18 protein-coding genes are annotated in these 18,358 nt (G+C 41.1%); 8 read left to right on the top strand and 10 right to left on the bottom strand.

The annotated features are described in order from the left end of the window. Positions 1-79: 79 nt before the first annotated feature. The 5 genes from ICL16_RS13935 to msrA all read left to right on the top strand — a co-directional run bounded on the left by ICL16_RS13935 (position 80) and on the right by msrA (position 5,273). Positions 80-2,281, top strand: a complete 2,202-nt coding sequence (locus ICL16_RS13935) for a DEAD/DEAH box helicase (protein WP_190828553.1) — start codon at positions 80-82, stop codon at positions 2,279-2,281. A gap of 172 nt (positions 2,282-2,453) precedes the next feature. Next, on the top strand, positions 2,454-2,576 hold the full coding sequence (locus ICL16_RS46800) for a hypothetical protein (RefSeq protein WP_273038692.1): 123 nt from the start codon (positions 2,454-2,456) through the stop codon (positions 2,574-2,576). 235 nt (positions 2,577-2,811) lie between these two features. Then, positions 2,812-3,327, top strand: a complete 516-nt coding sequence (locus ICL16_RS13930) for a PEP-CTERM sorting domain-containing protein (RefSeq protein WP_190828551.1) — start codon at positions 2,812-2,814, stop codon at positions 3,325-3,327. 161 nt (positions 3,328-3,488) lie between these two features. After that, positions 3,489-4,328, top strand: a complete 840-nt coding sequence (crtA, locus tag ICL16_RS13925; protein ID WP_190828549.1) for a cyanoexosortase A — start codon at positions 3,489-3,491, stop codon at positions 4,326-4,328. Positions 4,329-4,616: 288 nt separating this feature from the next. Beyond that, positions 4,617-5,273 (top strand): peptide-methionine (S)-S-oxide reductase MsrA, encoded by a 657-nt coding sequence (gene msrA / locus ICL16_RS13920; protein WP_190828633.1) that lies wholly within the window; start codon positions 4,617-4,619, stop codon positions 5,271-5,273. A 60-nt stretch (positions 5,274-5,333) separates the two neighbouring features. On the opposite strand, the gene rfbB is transcribed toward msrA, so the two are convergent. From rfbB to pedR, 5 genes are all read right to left on the bottom strand, one after another. After that, positions 5,334-6,395, bottom strand: coding sequence for a dTDP-glucose 4,6-dehydratase (gene rfbB / locus ICL16_RS13915; protein ID WP_190828548.1), 1,062 nt, complete (start codon positions 6,393-6,395; stop codon positions 5,334-5,336). Between the two features lie 33 nt (positions 6,396-6,428). After that, positions 6,429-7,463: a bifunctional heptose 7-phosphate kinase/heptose 1-phosphate adenyltransferase gene (locus ICL16_RS13910; protein ID WP_190828546.1), complete on the bottom strand. Its 1,035-nt coding sequence runs from the start codon at positions 7,461-7,463 to the stop codon at positions 6,429-6,431. Positions 7,464-7,473: 10 nt separating this feature from the next. After that, complete coding sequence (locus tag ICL16_RS13905; protein ID WP_190828544.1) at positions 7,474-8,475, bottom strand: glycosyltransferase; 1,002 nt, start codon at positions 8,473-8,475, stop codon at positions 7,474-7,476. 12 nt (positions 8,476-8,487) lie between these two features. After that, positions 8,488-9,141 (bottom strand): DUF6391 domain-containing protein, encoded by a 654-nt coding sequence (locus ICL16_RS13900; protein ID WP_190828542.1) that lies wholly within the window; start codon positions 9,139-9,141, stop codon positions 8,488-8,490. A gap of 344 nt (positions 9,142-9,485) precedes the next feature. Beyond that, entirely contained in the window at positions 9,486-9,755 is a 270-nt protein-coding gene (pedR, locus tag ICL16_RS13895; protein WP_190828540.1) for a photosynthetic electron transport-dependent transcriptional regulator PedR, read from the bottom strand. 237 nt (positions 9,756-9,992) lie between these two features. Here pedR and ICL16_RS13890 point away from each other — a divergent pair, with 237 nt between their 5' ends. Continuing rightward, the gene (locus ICL16_RS13890; protein ID WP_190828538.1) at positions 9,993-10,970 is read left to right on the top strand and encodes a carbohydrate kinase family protein; all 978 of its coding nucleotides are present in this window, start codon (positions 9,993-9,995) and stop codon (positions 10,968-10,970) included. Here ICL16_RS13890 and ICL16_RS13885 read toward each other — a convergent pair. Further along, a complete protein-coding gene (locus tag ICL16_RS13885; protein ID WP_190828535.1) occupies positions 10,965-11,726 on the bottom strand; it encodes an HIRAN domain-containing protein in 762 nt (253 codons plus the stop codon). The genes ICL16_RS13890 and ICL16_RS13885 overlap by 6 nt on opposite strands. A 96-nt stretch (positions 11,727-11,822) precedes the next feature. Between ICL16_RS13885 and ICL16_RS13880 the strand changes: the two genes are divergently transcribed. Next, the gene (locus ICL16_RS13880; RefSeq protein ID WP_190828533.1) at positions 11,823-12,692 is read left to right on the top strand and encodes a GNAT family N-acetyltransferase; all 870 of its coding nucleotides are present in this window, start codon (positions 11,823-11,825) and stop codon (positions 12,690-12,692) included. After that, entirely contained in the window at positions 12,658-14,208 is a 1,551-nt protein-coding gene (locus tag ICL16_RS13875) for an N-6 DNA methylase (protein ID WP_190828531.1), read from the top strand. The genes ICL16_RS13880 and ICL16_RS13875 overlap by 35 nt, the downstream gene beginning before the upstream one ends. 11 nt (positions 14,209-14,219) lie before the next feature. Here ICL16_RS13875 and ICL16_RS45640 read toward each other — a convergent pair whose 3' ends face one another. The 4 genes from ICL16_RS45640 to ICL16_RS13855 form a co-directional block, all read right to left on the bottom strand. Continuing rightward, a complete protein-coding gene (locus ICL16_RS45640) occupies positions 14,220-14,798 on the bottom strand; it encodes a PepSY domain-containing protein (RefSeq protein ID WP_190828529.1) in 579 nt (192 codons plus the stop codon). Between the two features lie 89 nt (positions 14,799-14,887). Next, positions 14,888-15,601: a Fe2+-dependent dioxygenase gene (locus ICL16_RS13865; RefSeq protein ID WP_337907002.1), complete on the bottom strand. Its 714-nt coding sequence runs from the start codon at positions 15,599-15,601 to the stop codon at positions 14,888-14,890. Positions 15,602-15,614: 13 nt separating this feature from the next. Then, a complete protein-coding gene (locus ICL16_RS13860) occupies positions 15,615-15,779 on the bottom strand; it encodes a hypothetical protein (RefSeq protein WP_190828527.1) in 165 nt (54 codons plus the stop codon). 34 nt (positions 15,780-15,813) lie between these two features. After that, positions 15,814-18,060, bottom strand: a complete 2,247-nt coding sequence (locus ICL16_RS13855; protein ID WP_190828524.1) for a S8 family serine peptidase — start codon at positions 18,058-18,060, stop codon at positions 15,814-15,816. Between the last annotated feature and the right edge of the window lie 298 nt (positions 18,061-18,358).

The following is an 18,358-nucleotide window of genomic DNA, read 5'->3' as shown; positions in this document are numbered from 1 at the left end:
TTTAGCATTATTAATTTAGTTTCTCTTAAATATACGTTAACGTACAAGGTATAATCACAAATCCACGAGGAGATAGTCTGTGGTTTCTGATTCACTTTGGTTAATCGGTCCTAGCCGTAGTGGTAAAACATCTGTGTTAGTAAATCAGTTGTGTAGATGGATAGGATGTGAAACTTCCGCAAATGAACTATTGTATAACAAAAATGGTAGAAGAAAAAATAGTGAAAATGTGAGAAACTATCTTTATAGTCACCACATAGAAGTAAAAGCGTTAATTTTAGCGGCTAATGAAGAAAATCGACGAGATTTAGCTGATAAAATTGTTACAGCAACGCAAGGAAAATATCCAGTACGCTGTAAAACTCCTTTAGGTTTTTTTCAGGATGAAGTAATTTTATTTTGGCCTGTACTAATTCAGGTATTACAGTTAAAAGCACAATTTCCGGTAAGATTACGTCCAGAAACTGAGCAGGAATTAGCAACTAAGCTATGGCGCGATCGCTTAGACGAAGAACTATTACAGCGTGTAGGCATGACAGAGTACCGCTTAGTGCGCCGCATTCTAGACTTACTACAACTAGCAGCCTATAGCGGTACACCAAGTGAGGAAATTGGCGATGTTTTAGCAAAAGCTTTGACGCCAGATGCTACTAATCTAGATCCTGAATTTTTAGCTTCGTTACTACTAGAGTGGCGCAATTGGTGCTTAGAAAGAGGATTACTTACTTACGGTATTGTTACTGAACTTTATCACCAACATTTGTTGTTAGAACCAAATTACCAACAGCAGTTAACTAAACGTTATCAAGCTGTGCTAGCAGATGATGTGCAAGATTACCCGGCTGTAGCACGTCACTTATTTGATCTGCTGTTAGATAACGGTGCTGTAGGGGCTTTTAGCTACAATTTAGATGGTACAGTACGCTTGGGACTAGGCGCCGACCCCGGTTACCTATCCGTGTTAGCGTCGCGTTGTCGGTGCGAAACCCTGACTCAGCCTGCCATTTTTAGTTTGGCAAATAGTTTAATTCAACCAATGGAGGAACTATTGACAGAACAAATCGTTTTGTCTGGTTTACCTTCCAATGTACAATCAATTCAAACTACTTCTCGCGCTCTACTTTTACGACAATCAGCAGAGCTAATTGTTGACGCAATTAAAAATCATCAAGTGCAGCCAGATGAAATAGCGATAATTGCTCCAGGTTTAGATGCGATCGCTCGTTACACCCTGATAGAAATCCTCTCCAAGCAAAATATTCCCGTAGAATCTCTCAACGATCAACGTCCCCTAGTTAGTTCACCCCTCATTCGCGGATTACTCACCACACTAGCACTTGTCTACCCAGGTTTAGGACGTTTGGTAAATCGAGATGCAGTGGCAGAAATGTTAGTTGTTTTGAGTGGGGGAATAGAAGGTAGAGAAGCCCCGGTGGGGCGTCTCGACAACGAGGGAGAAAATATCATCCCCAAATCCCACATAGATCCAGTACGTGCTGGATTAATAGCAGATTACTGCTTTGTCCCACACCCAGATCATCCCAACTTACTCAAAGTAACGGCTTTTGATCGGTGGGATAGATTGGGTTATGGAGCTACTACAGCTTATGGAGAAATTTTAGAGTGGTTGGAGAAACAACGAACTCAGCAGGAGATGCGTTTGATACCTAGTCCTATTTCTCTAATTGACAGAACTATTCAGCGCTTTTTATGGAATGGGAGTAATCTCCCTTACGATCAATTAGCTGCTCTGCGGGAGTTACTAGAAACTGCCCAACACTACTGGGAAATTGATACCAGGTTAAAACAAACCCCCCACAGTGGGGGGGTTGTACCTCATAATACAATTGCCGAATTTATACAACTGCTGCAACGTGGTACTATTACTGCCAATCCTTACCCTGTTCGTCCCATTGGACAAAGAGCAAAAGCTGTTACCTTGGCAACTATTTTCCAATACCGCTCTAGTAGACGATCTCATCGTTGGCATTTTTGGCTAGATGCTGGTTCACCTTTGTGGGCAAAAGGTGGTGCGGCTACTTTATTCGGTGCGCCGTTTTTTCTGCGCGATCGCTATGGAGAACCTTGGACAGCGGAGGATGAAAAACAGGCAGAAGAACAAAGATTGCAAAGAATTTTGGCTGATTTGCTTTCTCGTGTATCACAAACAATTTATTTGTGTCATAGTGATTTAGCTGTGAATGGGCAAGAGCAACAAGGTCCATTGTTACCTTTAGTCAACGCTTGCGTGCCTGTGGTTTCTCCTACTGCCGTAGTTTAAGTCTTTGTAGCATCATTACTTTACCTAAACTTTGTGTGTTTTTTAACGTATTTGCCAAAACTTTATATTCGTCAATCGATTTACTAATGTAAGATGGCTGTAGCAAGGAGAACACGTACACAATGATCTATATCATTGTGACTTTAATAGGGAGTACACAAAGCTCAAGCAGATGAAAAGCATTTGGTACTCCAGCATTCCAGGTTTTACATCATCTACCACAGCAGCAGGCTGGCAAAAAATTCGTCTTTTTCGTGATTCTTCAAGAGAAATTTTCTGGTGCTTTACCAATTGACTTACCGTTTTTTTGTACAGTAACAAGTTCATAACCAACGGCAAGCTCTCGCCTGCTATACAAATTGTGTGAATTTTCAAATTGGTCGTACTGATAGGTACTTCTAGTAGTAATTGCTCATCTACTACAGAATTACTCAATATATTGCTGCGCTAAATCTGAAAATTCTACGCGAACGAAAGCGATCAACACATAGTTTTTTCTGAACGTATAATTTTTGAGGAGTCAAATAGTGATGACTAAGTCATCTATTCTTAAGAATTTAGTAATCTGTGCATTCACAGTAGCAGCAACCGCAACCCTCTCATCTTTGGTAAGCCAAGCGCAGGCACAACAAGTTACACAACCTGGCTTGGGCGCACCTCCTTTTGGACAAAGACCTCCAGCAGGAGGACCAGCCTTCAACGCAGGTCCTGAAAATAATTTACCAGTAGGCGGTGCTGGAGCCGTTATTATTACACCAGGTCCTAGCGCTAGCCCCAGCCCAGTTCCCACTCTTCCCCCTGTGGTAATTAGCCCAGCTCCAACTGTTTCCCCAGTAGTTAACCCACCAGCAGTTAACCCTCCAATGGTTAACCCACCAGCAGTTAACCCTCCAATGGTTAACCCACCAGTTGCAGTTAACCCAGGTGCGCCTAACCCAGAAATTCCCGAACCTATGACTATCTTAGGTACTTTGACTGCCGCTGGTTTTGGTGCACGCTTTATGAAGAAGCGTAAGCAAATGCAGGCTTCCAAAAATGAGGTTTAAGTAATTTTGGAATGTTCTATCTGTTAGAAGTAGCAGATGCTCAAATCTCACTACAAAAAATGGTGCGTTAAGCAAAAGCTATAGCGCACCGAAGCTGAAGATATAGTACGTTACGGCTTTTGCTGTAGCGTACTTTACTCAAGATCATAGATTGTGTTTCAATGAAAGAGTTCCAACTAACTCAACTCCTATCTTGGAAAGACCCTCGCTACTGGCTATTAGCGATCGCCATCGCCTTAGAGACAATGTGTATTACTTTAGTTTGGCGGGCAGATGACATGGGTCATTTAGGGATGAGTATTCTGTTTTTACTAGCCACCAGCACTTTATTATGGGAAAAACGCCATAGTTTAAGCTTTGAAAGTGATTTTTTTTCCAGCTTGGTTGGTGTTGTACTAATTAGTTGGGTGCTATGGGAGAGTATTAATCTGAGTGCAGGTCATGCACTTCGCCTGTTATCCTTAACTTCGGCTATTGGTGTTGCCTTACTAGCTTCTGGTTTTAAAGGATTAAAGCAGTATTGGCAAGAATTGATCATACTTTTTTTCTTAGGCGTACCCGGTGTTATTGCAGCATTCCTATTTGATCTTTCGCCATTGAGTGCTAAATTTGGTGGATTTCTCTTGTCTTTGAGCGGCTTCTCTGTGTCTGTTGTGGGGACAAATATTAATCTTCCTACAGGAGGCGTGAGAGTAGTTTACGGTTGCTCTGGCATTGATACCATCACCTACGTTTTGGGAATTGCGGTGATTGCGCTAGTGATGTTTCCCGTACATTGGCGTAAGCAAATTTTCGTACCAATTGTCGCGATCGCCATCGGATTTATAGTTAATGGAGTGAGAATTGCCATGTTGGCAGCTATGTCAGTATCCAACAAAGCTGCTTTTGATGATTGGCATGGCGGTACAGCTTCTTACTCGTTTGGCATGATCGGAATCTTCCTTTTAGGGTTATTTTACTGGTTTTTACTTGAGCAAGAAGGAAATATCAAAAAATCATGATTACTTGGGAAAAATTCCGGATTCCTTTGCTGGGGTTTCTTTTTGGTGCTGTTTTAGTAGTTTTAATCAAAGTAGTTTTAGCAACAATTTCACAGTAGAGACTTTACATGTAAAGTCTCTACCGTGTTGGATTGGGTGTGGATATTTCGTCTCCTTTAATCAAGAACGGGCAGGATGCTCCGCAGTCACCTCAACTTTGGGAACCAAAGCACGGTGCTGCTCTCCGTACCACAAGAATTGCCAAACATCTTTACAATAGTAAGTAATGTAAAGATATTTATCAGAATCATGGTTTTATTCGGATTTGGTAAAAAACTAACTCTGCCGACTGCACAAGAAGCTTTGCCAGGAAGGGCAGAACCTATGCGAGTACCTGAACGCCACTATGTTAATGGTAATCCCCTCAAACCTCCATTTCCAGAAGGAATGGAGACAGCAATGTTTGGGATGGGATGCTTTTGGGGTGCAGAACGCAAATTTTGGCAGTTAGAAGGAGTTTATACCACTGCCGTTGGTTACGCAGCTGGAATAACGCCTAATCCTAACTACAAAGAGGTTTGTAGTGGACAAACCGGACATAATGAAGTAGTTTACGTTGTTTTTGACCCAAAAGTAATTAGTTATTCACAACTGCTCAAAGTATTTTGGGAAAACCACAACCCCACCCAAGGAATGCGTCAAGGTAATGACGTTGGTACTCAGTACCGTTCAGGAATTTACGTATATTCCGAAGAGCAAAGAAAGCAGGCAGAAGAATCATTAAAAGCTTATCAACAAGCTTTAACTGCGGCTGGTCATGGTAAGATTACTACCGAAATTCTCAAAGCGCCTGAGTTCTACTACGCAGAAGACTACCATCAGCAATACCTAGCTAAAAACCCCAATGGTTACTGTGGTTTAGGTGGAACAAATGTTGCTTGTCCAGTAGGAATAGCTCAGTCTTAGTAGATGATGTAGCGCGAAATTTCACACAATGAAGTAGAGACGCGAAATTTTGCGTCTCTACTAGGCATAAACTTTACGATAATAAGCTTGGTAATCTGGCGATAAAAGAGGTTGCCACCAATCGATGTGAGTCAGATACCATTCAACAGTTAAACGTAAACCTTGAGCGATCGCCACAGTTGGAGTCCAGCCAAGTTGAGTTTTAATCTTAGTCGCATCAATAGCGTATCTTCTGTCATGCCCAGGGCGATCCTTAACAAAACTAATCAAACTTTTTGCCGGATGCACAGCAGAGTTGGGTGCTAATTCATCCATCAGCTCACATAACATCTGCACCAACTGGATATTTTCCACCTCATTATTACCACCAATATTGTAAGTTTCCCCCGGCTGACCAGAATTAATCACCACATCTAAAGCACGACAATGATCGCCAACAAACAGCCAATCCCTAACATTCCTACCATCACCATAAACAGGTAAAGGCTTACCCATCAAACAATTAATACACATCAAAGGAATTAACTTTTCCGGAAACTGAAAAGGACCATAATTATTAGAACAATTCGTAATAATAGTTGGTAAACCGTAAGTATGAAAATAAGCACGAACTAAATGATCACTACCAGCCTTAGACGCCGAATAAGGACTATTAGGAGCATAAGGCGTAGTCTCCCGAAAAGGAGGGTCATCCAGTCCCAAACTACCATAAACCTCATCAGTAGAAACATGTAAAAAACGGAAACCATCCGACTTATCACACACCAACCAACGTTGACGAAAAGCCTCCAACAAAGTAAAAGTTCCCACCACATTAGTTTGAACAAAAGCACCAGGGCCCAAAATCGAACGATCAACATGAGACTCAGCCGCAAAATGGGCAACCGTATCAATCCCCTCCACCGCCAACAACTCATCAACCAAAGAGCGATCGCAAATATTCCCCTGAACAAAGCGAAAATTCTCCTGCCCCTCCAAACAAGCCAAATTCTTACGATTACCCGCATAAGTAAGCGCATCCAAAACCACCACCCGATCCTCAGGAAAAACCCCACACCAGTGATGAACAAAATTCGCACCAATAAAACCAGCACCACCAGTCACCAACAACCTACGACTCATCTGTTTCCTTCGCGCTCTTAGCGCCTTCGCGGTTCAATAATCCAAATCATCCAACAAAGCAGACAACGCTGCCCGCATCTCCTGCACCGTCGTCGTCGTCGTACCAAACTGACGCACCACAATACTAGCCGCCAAATTACCCAAAACAGCCCCTTCCCAAACAGAAGCCCCAGCAGCCAAACCCAAAGTCAAACCCGCCACCACAGTATCACCTGCACCCGTAACATCAAACACCTCAGTCCGATTAAAAGCCGGGATATGAAATTCACCCCCATCACAATCAAACAGACTCATCCCCTGTTCACCACGAGTAATCAAAACATACCTAGCCTGCGTCAAACGAAATAAATCGCTTGCTGCCCGAGTCAAACTCTGGTCATCAGTAATACTATAACCCACAGCCAACTCAGCTTCCGGCAGATTGGGAGTAAACAACATAGCTCCAGAATAACGCTCCAAATGTTTTTGAGCATCAACAATTGTCCGCGAAGCAGACAAAGCCGCCGAAATCACTCTTTGAGTCAAAGTTCCATCACCATAATCAGAGCAGATCACAGCATCTACTGAACTAGCTTGCTCCTTTATATACTGAGCCAACTGTAATTGTAAATCCAAATCTGGCAATTCATCAGACTTTCTGTCCACCCGAACTATTTGCTGAGTCACCGATTGACGAGAATGCCCTGAAATTCGTGTTTTCGTGACTGTCGGACGATGGGGATCAAGAAAAACACCATCAGTATTAATTCCCGCCACCTCCAATAAATTACGTAGTGCTTTTCCCTGTTCATCTTTACCTAAAAGCCCCACCGCCAAAACCTGCGCTCCCAACCGAGCAAAGTTATACACCGCATTTGCTCCACCTCCTGGTACTTGCTTAGTGGTTTCGTGACGGAGAATCAACACTGGTGCTTCACGAGAAACTCTCTCCACACTTCCTGTGAGAAACTCGTCCAAAGTCAAATCACCAATTATCAGTACTCGTGCCTCGTTAAATCTTTCCATGAGGGAGAATAATCGGTGAGATGAAGCCCTAAGCAAATCAGCAAAATTTTGGTCTAAAACCATAGAAACTCAATCATAAACCACTAAAATATTTCTTACTTAGCTTAGTTAATATTCTGTTTGTGAGTAATTTTGCAGCACGTATTCTCGTCAAGCTGGGAATATTTGATGGGTGTTGTTTTTTGTGGTCAAAAAAGTTGTTCAACTCATCCAATATAACTTGAAAACGCTTAGTAATATTCTCAGCACGATATTCACTAAAAAACTGTTCCGATAAATTAGGTGAAGTCCAATTTTTTAAGACTTGTAATATACGTTGAGTATCATATTCTTGGGAATATCCAGCAATTTTATAGCAATTAAATCCAGGGTCTAAGTAATCAGAAAGTCCGCCATTGATGCTAGAAAAAACTTGACATCCACATGCAAGAGCTTCCATTGGTTGTAAACCAAATCCTTCACTTACACGCTGTTGCGCCCAATATTCTGCAGAGTCATAGAGGTAAATTTTTGACTGATTAAATAAACCAGGTAAATCCTTTACATAAGAGTTAACTAGCATTACGTTACAACATTTTTGTAATGCTGGAATTAAGTTTTGAATTAAATATTCAGAAGATTTTCGACTCTGAACTAAAACATCAATATCCCTTTCAATCCCTAAATTTTGAAATTCGTTACTAATTTGATTAGGCAAATAATAAATGAGCGAGTTTGGAGATTTTTGTCCCCAATATCCCATTGTATTTCGACTTACAGTAATAATTGGAATACTCGGCGGAAGGTTGAATCGGTATCCGGCACTGTGGGCATGGTAAACAACATTGTATTGCTTTAACTTAGTGACTAGCAGAGCTACATCAAATCCCCAGCTAATCACAAAAATGATGTCATCTAAGTCTTTGTCTTGAAGCAAATCATCGAGAAACACCTTGCCTGTTTCCCGTTGACGGTAAGTTACCACCTCAGCAGTACAAATTTGCTGGGCAAGATGAAACGTTTTTAATTCTGCCCAAAGACCTCCACAGGCAAATTTGCCATCTGTCCCAGGAAGTAAAAAATAAAGTTTTCGCATGATGTTTCTTCTTCACTCCCGCCAGCATACTTTAATAAAATGCCCCTGGCGTCCCCAAAGGTCACGAGTTAAAGTAATATTTTCAATGGCTAAGTTGAAGGGAATGGCGGTTGTAAGGTATTTTTGTACCAAAGCACCAATATCTGGTGCAAGTTCAGCCGCTGTTGTCGTGGCTATTCCCAATCCTACCAATTGCTCGATTGGTCCTCTAGGTAGTAAAAGATGCACACCTACAGCTAATCCTGCTGTTAACAGCATTGCTACGGATAAATTTGTGCCGCAACGGGGATGCACCGCTAAATTCCATTCTCCACTAGTAAGGCGATGTAGGGCAATTGACACGGCACGACGCAAATCACTGATATTCACCTCACCATACAGGTAGAATCCTTGATCTGTAGATAAACCCCCTAATAGTTCGTTATCAACTTGAAAATTAGATGAGGTTGATGTGGGAGCATGGTAATTGTTTAATTCACTCAACACCCAAACTACGGCATGTTCTAGAGCATGAACTTGGCGCAGCATGAGAATTTCCTTCAGCCCAGGAATAAACGATAGCTGTTTGAGTAAATCAGCATCTTGTGTAGGTGAAGGTACTGTTAAATCGAAATTTAAGAAGTCAAAGGAAGACGAGCTTCCTTTGGCAGCAGCAGAGGTATACATAGCAACACTGCTCCCTAATCGGATCGAGCAATATAGATTTCTTACAAATGTAACGCTCTATCCCATAAAGTATTGCTAATTTTTGTTGATTGCAGCAACAAACCCAGCTTAATTAAAGGCACAATCTTTCTAAAGGTGTTTTCACCGCCACCAAATCTTACTCTAGAAGAAGCTGCAATAAAAAAGCTTCTGTGTACTATCACTGCAACTTGAACTGCTTTTGGGGAAACAGTCCTTGTTTTACTCTGCTTAATTTGGAGAAGTCCTCGTCAAAGTTAGGCGTGAGGAGGAGAATAATCATCGGACCTACCAAAATTGGCAGATTTCATAAATTAGTAACTTATTTAACCGTTGTGTTCAGGCAGAGGAAGAGGACAGCAATTTACATCATTCAAGCAAACTTTTCCCCACTGCAAAGCCCAGCGGACAAGAGCTACTCGGTTATCAGTGCCGGTTTTAGTGAGAATATTGCTGATGTGGTTATCAACTGTACGCTTACTAATTTCCAGTTTGGCTGCAATTTCTTGGTTAGTTAAGCCAGCGGCCACTAAATCGATAATTTGCAGTTCTCTGTCTGATAGACTAACGGGGGTCAGAGACTCGCCACCAGCCATGAGCTATTTAATCCTCCATAGTATATCTACTTAATTGCTCTTTTTCATTCTAGAAGATTCTTTTGTGAGTAGGTGTTTTAACTGTTAGCAGTGATACTATTGTGAAGATTTTCTTTTTAAATATGGTTGGTCTGGGTTAGGTTCGTTGAGTTGTATGAACGATCGCCGACTCGGTCGCGGAAATATTGTAGATTTTAAACGGCAAGTTCCTAACCAAAATCGAAAATCTCAGTTCAGATGAGCAATCCCCGTGTTTTGTGCTTGGGCGAAGTTTTATTTGATTTATTAGCCGATCAATTGGGAAAAAGTCTCCCAGAGGTAGAATCTTGGACTCCCTACCCAGGGGGAGCACCAGCTAATGTCGCCTGTGCTTTAGTAAAGCTGGGGACACAATCCGGATTTATCGGCGCTGTGGGTGAAGATGAGCCAGGAAATACGCTGGTAAAACTCTTAGATGAAGTAGGTGTGGATATCACAGGAGTGCAACGCCATCCCACAGCGCCAACACGACAAGTTTACGTTGTGCGCGACCTTAAAGGCGATCGCAATTTTGCCGGCTTTGGCAAACACGATACCTCCGAATTCGCCGATACTCACCTTAAGACTGATTTATTGCCACAATCCCTATTTCAAACGGCAGATTTTTTAGTTTTAGGTACATTAGAAGCAGCTTATCCAGAAAGTGAGCGTGCAATTCACTACGCCTTGAAGCTCGCAGAGCAATATGACATCAAGATTTTACTTGATGTTAACTGGCGACCTGTGTTTTGGACAAGCCCTGATATCGCTCAACAAAAAATTCGGGAACTATTTAAGCAAGTCGATTTTGTTAAACTTGCCAAAGAAGAAGCTGAATGGCTTTTTGATACCAGCGATGCAGGAGCAATCAACTACCGTCTTAACTCTGTAGAGGGAGTGCTAGTAACAGATGGGGAGAACGGCTGCTCTTACTGTTTGGGTGAAAATGAAGGTAAGTTACCTGCTTTTTCCGTTCCCGTGGTTGATACCACTGGGGCTGGGGATAGCTTTGTCGCTGGGTTTGTTCACCAAATTTGTCAACAAGGTATCAATAATTTGAGTAATCCACAGACAGCAAAAGAAATTGTCACTTACGCTAGTGCTGCTGGAGCGTTGACGACTTTAAAACCTGGTGCGATCGCTTCTCAACCCACAGCCGCTGAAGTCGAAGCTTTCCTTGCATCCCATTCACTATAAGATGCTGATAGCTGGAGTATCGGTCACAATTGGCTGATACTCATGGCTAGAAAATGGGCGAAAATCCTCATGCCATTGCCCGGTCAAATTGCATAATAATCGTAACTGGAGCGGTGCTGGTACTGAGTTGACGCGCTCAACGTGTACTTTTAAAAATTTTGGGTTTTCGTTTTTAAGTTTAAAAGTATCATTTAAAATATAGCGGGGACAATAACCTACAATATAATGATCCATAGTGCATAAGAGCAGAGCATTAGGGTCATAGGGATTTTGAAATTCATGGGCTAGATATAAAAGTTCGCCGCTTTGAAGTTGGTTAATTCGTTCTGCTGCACAAAGCGGAAGATGTCGCAGTCCATGCGCAAAAAAATGGATGTGGTAAAAGCCATTTTCATCTGGTTCTGGGCAAGGAAACACTTCAAAATGATCTGTTACCTTACGCCCACCACTACGAGAAAGAATGGCAATTGGATCATCCTCGTGCATCGAAATATTTAGCAACTCAAGATAATTACGATAATCAGGGCGCGATCGCCGCATAACTCTGTTAGAGAATAAGGGAAACAGTTCATCCGATGTATATACTTTGTGCAGTTCGGGAAATGAATATACTAGTGGAAATCCACACTTATCTCTAGCTTCTACAGCACCATGAGTATACACAAATTGATATTTCTTCCCATCAAAAGTTAACCTACCGACGGGAAACCAACAGCGACTATTTGGATCTTGCCAAGCTAAAAACAGTGTTTTCATAGTTAGGTGTCCCGCAGCTTTAGCAATCTACATTTATATTGGTTATAAACATATCCTAATAATTTTTGATCAAACTATTTTCCTTGGGAGTTGTTTGTGCCAACCATAAGGACTCTGCAACTTGGTGATGAAGAGGCGCTAGAGACTTTCCTCTCTCAACATGCTGATACTTCAATGTTCTTGCGCTCGAATCTGCAAGCAGTGGGACTAGTTTACCAGGGCGCGCAGTTTCAAGGCACTTATGTGGCTGCGATTGAAGATAAAATTATCACCGCCGTTGCCGCTCATTATTGGAACGGAATAGTAATAGTTCAAGCACCTGTATATCTTCAAGAGGTAGTGCAAGCAGTTGTAGCATCTAGTCGTGCGATCGCAGGAATTATTGGACCATTTTCACAAGTAAAGGCAGCAACAGAAGTGTTGGGAGTTGCCAACCGACCTACACAAATCAACGAACCTGAAGTATTGTTTTCTTTAGCATTAAAAGATCTTCGTATTCCAGAAGCACTCTTATTAAAAGAAGTTGAGTGCCGACTACCAACAGCAGATGAGTTAGACTTACTTACCTCGTGGTGCGCTGCTTACAACATAGAAACTTTGGGAGCAACAGACACTCCCAGCTTGTCAGTAGCCTGCCGTTCAACGGTAGAAGCGCGTCAAGCTAACGCTATGCACCATGTGCTGGTAGCAGAAGGAACTTTAGTTTCCTACTCTGCCTTCAATGCTCGCTTACCTGATATCGTACAAATTGGTGGAGTGTGGACACCGCCTGCTTTGCGTGGACAAGGTTATGCCAGATGCGTATTGGCAGGCTCATTGTTAGATGCACAGTCTCAGGGAGTGAACCGCGCCATTCTGTTTACTTCTGTAAACAACAAAGCAGCCCAAGCAGTTTATCGAGGGCTAGGCTTTCAACCTACTGGAGAAGAGTATGGCTTGTTACTGTTTAAGGACGCTGCGGGATGAGCAGCACAAAGCTAAAAAAGTATGGGAATTTGGGGATTTTCAGACACCAACAACTTTAGCGTTGGAAGTAACGAATGTTGTTCATAAGCTTGGTGTAACACCAAATTCCGTTTTAGAACCTACTTGTGGTCGTGGAGCATTTTTGTTGGCTGCTTGTAAAATATTCTCAAAAGCCAGTAAATTTGTTGGATATGATATTAATACAGAGCATCTGGTCTACTTGAAAGAAAGGATAGCACTAGAAAAGTGTAATGTACCAATAGAGATTATTAACGGTGATTTTTTTGATTTAAATTGGTCAGCAATTATTAATAAATTAGATGACCCATTACTGATTATTGGCAACCCTCCTTGGGTGACAAGTTCCGATTTAGGCTTATTAAAAAGTTCTAATTTACCGCAAAAATCTAATTTTCAAGGCAAGCGTGGATATGATGCTTTAACGGGGAAAAGTAATTTTGATATTTCCGAATGGATGTTACTTCAACATTTAGAGTGGCTGCAAGAACGTTCTGGCATAATTGCAATGTTATGCAAAACTTCTGTTGCTAGAAAAATTATTATTCATGTTTGGCAGTATAAGCATAGAGTTAACCGGGTTCAAATCTATAAAATAGATACTACAAAATATTTTAATGCTTCTGTAGATGCTTGTTTGTTTGTTTTGTTAATTGGAGATGGAGAGTTAGCAAAAGATTGCGAAATTTTCGATAATTTATCTGCTCAAAAACCATCTCAAATTATTGGTTATCACGATAATACACTCGTTGCCAATGTCATAGATTATGAGCATTGGTTACATTTACGTGGGACTGACTCAGTTTATACCTGGCGCTCTGGCTTAAAGCATGACTCTTCTAATGTGATGGAACTTGAACGAGAAGGCGATAAATTCCGCAACGGATATGGTAATGTTTATTCTCTTGAGCAAGATTGGGTATTTCCGCTGTTGAAAAGTTCAGATGTTGGAAATGGTCGTACATCAACTTGTAGAAAATATGTTATTGTTACGCAACGGTATGTTGGTGAAGATACAACACACTTAGAGTTTGATGCTCCTAAAATATGGAGCTATCTTCAGAGTTATCGAGAGTATTTATCAAAACGTAGTAGTTCGATTTATCGGAATCGTCCAGAATTTTCTGTATTTGGTGTGGGAGAATATACTTTTGCACCTTGGAAAGTGGCTATATCGGGTTTTTACAAAACTCTTAATTTTGTAGAAGTTAGTCCAATTAACGGGCATCCTGTTGTTTTTGACGATACGGTTTACTTTTTATCATGCGATTCTAAATCTGAGGCATCTTTTCTTGCCGCTATGCTAAATTCACAACCAGCTCAAGAGTTTTTAGCATCTATGATTTTTTGGAGTGATAAGCGACCAATAACTATTGAATTACTTAAGCGACTCAATTTGCGCACATTAGCAAAGATTTTGGGTAGAGAAAAGGAATACAACAGTTACGCGGTAAAAAAGGGTAGCGTTACTGGTAAAGGTTTGAGAATGGTAAAGTAAATCAGTTTTTTTCAAACACGACGTTTGCGGAATATACTTGTCATATTAATGCCCGTTACCAACAATCCTATCAATCCTAAACCAATTAAAAGTACATAAAACGGTCGAAGAATAGGTCCTAAATATGTACCTTGGTGAATTTGTAAAAAAATTCCAGCTACTTCGCCAGACATGCCAAAAAAATCTTTTCCCAATAGGAAAATTATCCCCGTCACAGCACTAACTGCTAACGGTAAAAAGAAAATGGGTGCGAGGATGCTGTGAAGTTTGCGATGCCTTACGGCAAGCCGCAAAGCGTCTACGCCCACTTTTGCTGCTTTTGAGGAGCGCTCGCCAAATAAATTTGTCATACTTAAACCTGTGACAATCAACCCTAACAGTCCTAAACCGATTAAAAGTACATAAACAGGTACAAGAGGTCCGAGGTATCCTCCTAGATGAATCATCATGGCAAAATCCGCTAATTGATTCGGGATGCCAAACCAACTTCTTCCTATACGGTAAAATATTCCAGTTAAAGCACTGGCAAATAATGGCAAGAAAAGTATTGGTGCTATCTTGCGATGAATTTGACGAAAATTAAAGCTCATTGCACTTCTTAGTCAGTTATGGATTTTGGCTAATAGCCATGCAATTGATTAAATGGCTACTACTAATAAATAGAATCAAATATTTCTGATTATACATCTGCCCATTTCCGCAACAGATTAGCATGAGTTTTACAAATCAAATCAAACTCTGGTGATTTACCGTACTTCTCAAATATCACTTGCCGAACGGTATCTAAATCAAACAAAATCTCTCTTTCTGCGGTGTCACGGATAATACTTTGTATCCAAGTAATAGCCACAAGTCTAATACCTTCTTTAACTGTTTCAACTCGATGTAAAGTTGAAGAAGGATAAACAATCATTGAGCCTGCTTCTAGTTTAAAAGCTTGTTCACCCAAAGAAGTATCAATTACTAATTCTCCACCTATGTAACTTGAAGGGTGACTAAGAAATAGGGTTAATGATACATCAGAACGAGTGAGAATTTCATGCCCCATCAATGCATTATCAGTGTGATCGCCATAATACATACCTGGTTCATAGCGACTAAATATTACAGGAAGGATAGTTTTTGGTCTTACTGCTGCTTGAAATAATCTATTACGTTTAAGTGCTTGTGTAACGATAGAACTTATTTCTTGGGAGGCTATATATTGCGTGTTATTTTTTACTTGCTGAGCGTGCCATCCTGCTGTTTCCTTGCCGTCGATAAATTCAGCATTATTCAATTGGGAAATAATCGACTCTAATTCAGTAGGGGTGAGAACATGATCAATACAAAGAATCATCATCCAGAATCCTTGTAGAGACGTTCCATGGAACGTCTCTACATTATTTTTCACTGCTATGTCTAATCTAAGGTGTTTTTGCTGGTGCGGGTGATTGAGTTTGCGTGGATGGAGTCTTTGTACCGCCTTCGCCGCCTTCGCCGCCTTCACCACCTTCGGAGTTACCACATGCGCTGACGGTTGCAGCTAAGCCAAGGGAGAGAAATAGTGCGATCGCTTTTCTTGAACCCATATTAATACTCCTCATTTGTTGTTAGAGTTGTTGATTAGGAATTCAGAATTGCCTGTCCTAAAGACAGCATATCAACTCTTGGAAAGTTCAGCCCTGTGTTTGTTACATTGTCGTTTTCATCATCACCGTCGTTGATAGTAACACCTGTTGACCTTAACAAGTTGCGGAATTCTCCTGGAGTTAGTCGCCGCCCCAAAGTTTGTTCTGCTAATTGCTGAGCTAATATAGCCATACCTGCTACATGTGGTGCAGCTTGACTAGTGCCAGATCTTGTAGTTGTAAAGTCAGAACTTGTACTATTACTACTAAGTCCCGCGCCAGTGATTTGCGCACCAGGAGCAAATGCAGTTGTCAATGCTTCAGAGCGTTGAGAAAAACTGACAATTCTGTTAGAGTTGGTAGTAAAATCTATTGCACCACTAGCCCAGCTAAAGGCTCCGCCATTATTTGCATCCCAAACAGCACCAATAGAAAGTGAGTTGGGATCTGCTGAAGGATATTGTACACCTTGAGCGCTACTATATCCAGCAAATGAGTTACCTGAGGCAGCGACGACTATAATACCTAAATCTGCTAGCCTTTGCAACTCATCACCAATTCCGTAACGTGGTGCGGCTGTATTCCAGTTATTGCCATCACCTATCGACAAATTCACACTAGCGATTTTGTATGTTGCGGCGTTGTTAATTACCCATTGCAAGGCTTGTTCCGTAGCACCAAAACTGCCATTTCCACTATTAGAAAAAACCTTGAGGTTGATGATATTAGCTGCAGGTGCAATACCTGTGTAAGTTCCGTCTTGGGAAGCAATAATGCTGGTGACGTTTGTGCCATGCCCACTAACATCCGTTGCATCTGTATCGTTATCAGCAAAATCGAAACTGTAGACGATGCGATCGCTTATACCATCTCCATTACTATCTGAGCCAAAGAAGGGATGACTTAAATTAATACCAGTATCCAAAACCACATTATGCCAACCACTACCATTTATTCCTGCAAAACGTGCATCGCTACCAAGGCTAGGATTACCACTGCGAAAATCATTTACTCTAATCAATGAAGTGGAAAGATTTGTCTCAAAGTATGTTGGAGAGTCCGAACCAGTAGTTGTGATATCGTCAATTAGGGGTGTACTCGAAAGTGTGATATTATACATAGTGCCGACATTCTCACCCGGCATAACTCGAAGACGATAAGCCCCTGCATCTAAAGTTGTATCAATTGATTTTGCAATTGTGCCAGTCGATAGATGAAGAATGTTGCCATGAATATCTAATAACTGAATATCTGCATCAGCACTCGTGCCATCCATTAACAAACTGAAGTGATTACTCGTCCCTAGACTAAAACAGTAGTAGTCATCTGTGTCAATACTACCCACCCAGCCTTGATAAATTTTGCCAGATGAGGATAAGTTAACTTTACGCCCTAAATCAATTGTGTTACCAGCAAAATCGAGCGGATCTACCATTGATTGGATGATTTCTTGTCCAAGATTTGAGTTACGCCAGTCTCTTTTCGGATTAATAACTCTCTGCAAAGATGGCGCTTCTCCCGTTACACCACTTAATTGAAAGACTAGATCATTGTAGTCACGATCTGAATTTCTATTAATTTGTATATCCTCAAAGCTAAAAGTGTTACCATTGACTTGCTGCTGTCCATCAGCATTGAGTTTAGTTACTTGAGCAAATTGAATTGTGTTATTAAGATTTGCCTTGGGAATTGAGAACAGTGGACGCCCTTCTCCGTTTATATCCGGATTGAGCAAAGCATCTTTAACTTTACCATTAGGAACAAGCATGATGCCAAATTGGCTTCCTGGATGCAGGTTAAAGGTTTTATTACCTAAATAAAGTCCGTTGTTAACATCATCTTCGTACTCTATACTGCCAAAGAATTTTGCTCCTTCGGTACTGTCAGAAATCACAACATAGCCCCAATCAGGAGAGTTTTGTGACGCACGCAGCGCTGCTTCTTGAATAAAGATGGTTGAGCCTATGCCGTACTGCTCCATTCCTAATAAACTAAAGATTGCTAACTCGCCTTCATATCCACCTCCATCAAACAAATAGTTAAAGCTTACCTCTCCAGTTTCGCCAACTGTAAAGATACCAGTATTAATAGCTTCGATTGAAGGAAGACTATAGTTTGAGAATGACTGATGTGAGGTTGCGAGTCCGTAAGTAGTTTCTGATGCACTTAAGTCTAGTAGTGCGAGTTCCACGGAATTAAAGTTAAGTCCGTTATACCCTGATACATCGAAAGAATTCCACATAGTTGTTAATTCTGAGGCTTGGTTATATTACTGAGGAGCGCGTCTCCAAAAATACCGCAGCAAATTCATTGAAATGCTTAAGTAAAAATAGCACAGCGATTTCTTCATGGCAAAATTTGAGAAATCGCTATGTTCTGTTAAATACTAGCTAAAGTACTTAAACTTACTGTTAAATTAAGGTTAAATTAGTAACTTATCAATTGGTGTACACTTCGTAAAGACGCCCAAGAAATTTATTTCTTGGCTAAAAGCTTAAGTTAGCTGAAGCTAACTGCGTAACTCTTTCAGTCAGCTTCAG

The organism is Iningainema tapete BLCC-T55, assembly GCF_014698965.1.
Lineage (GTDB): Bacteria > Cyanobacteriota > Cyanobacteriia > Cyanobacteriales > Nostocaceae > Iningainema > Iningainema tapete.
This window is presented reverse-complemented; position numbering and strand designations above follow the sequence as displayed.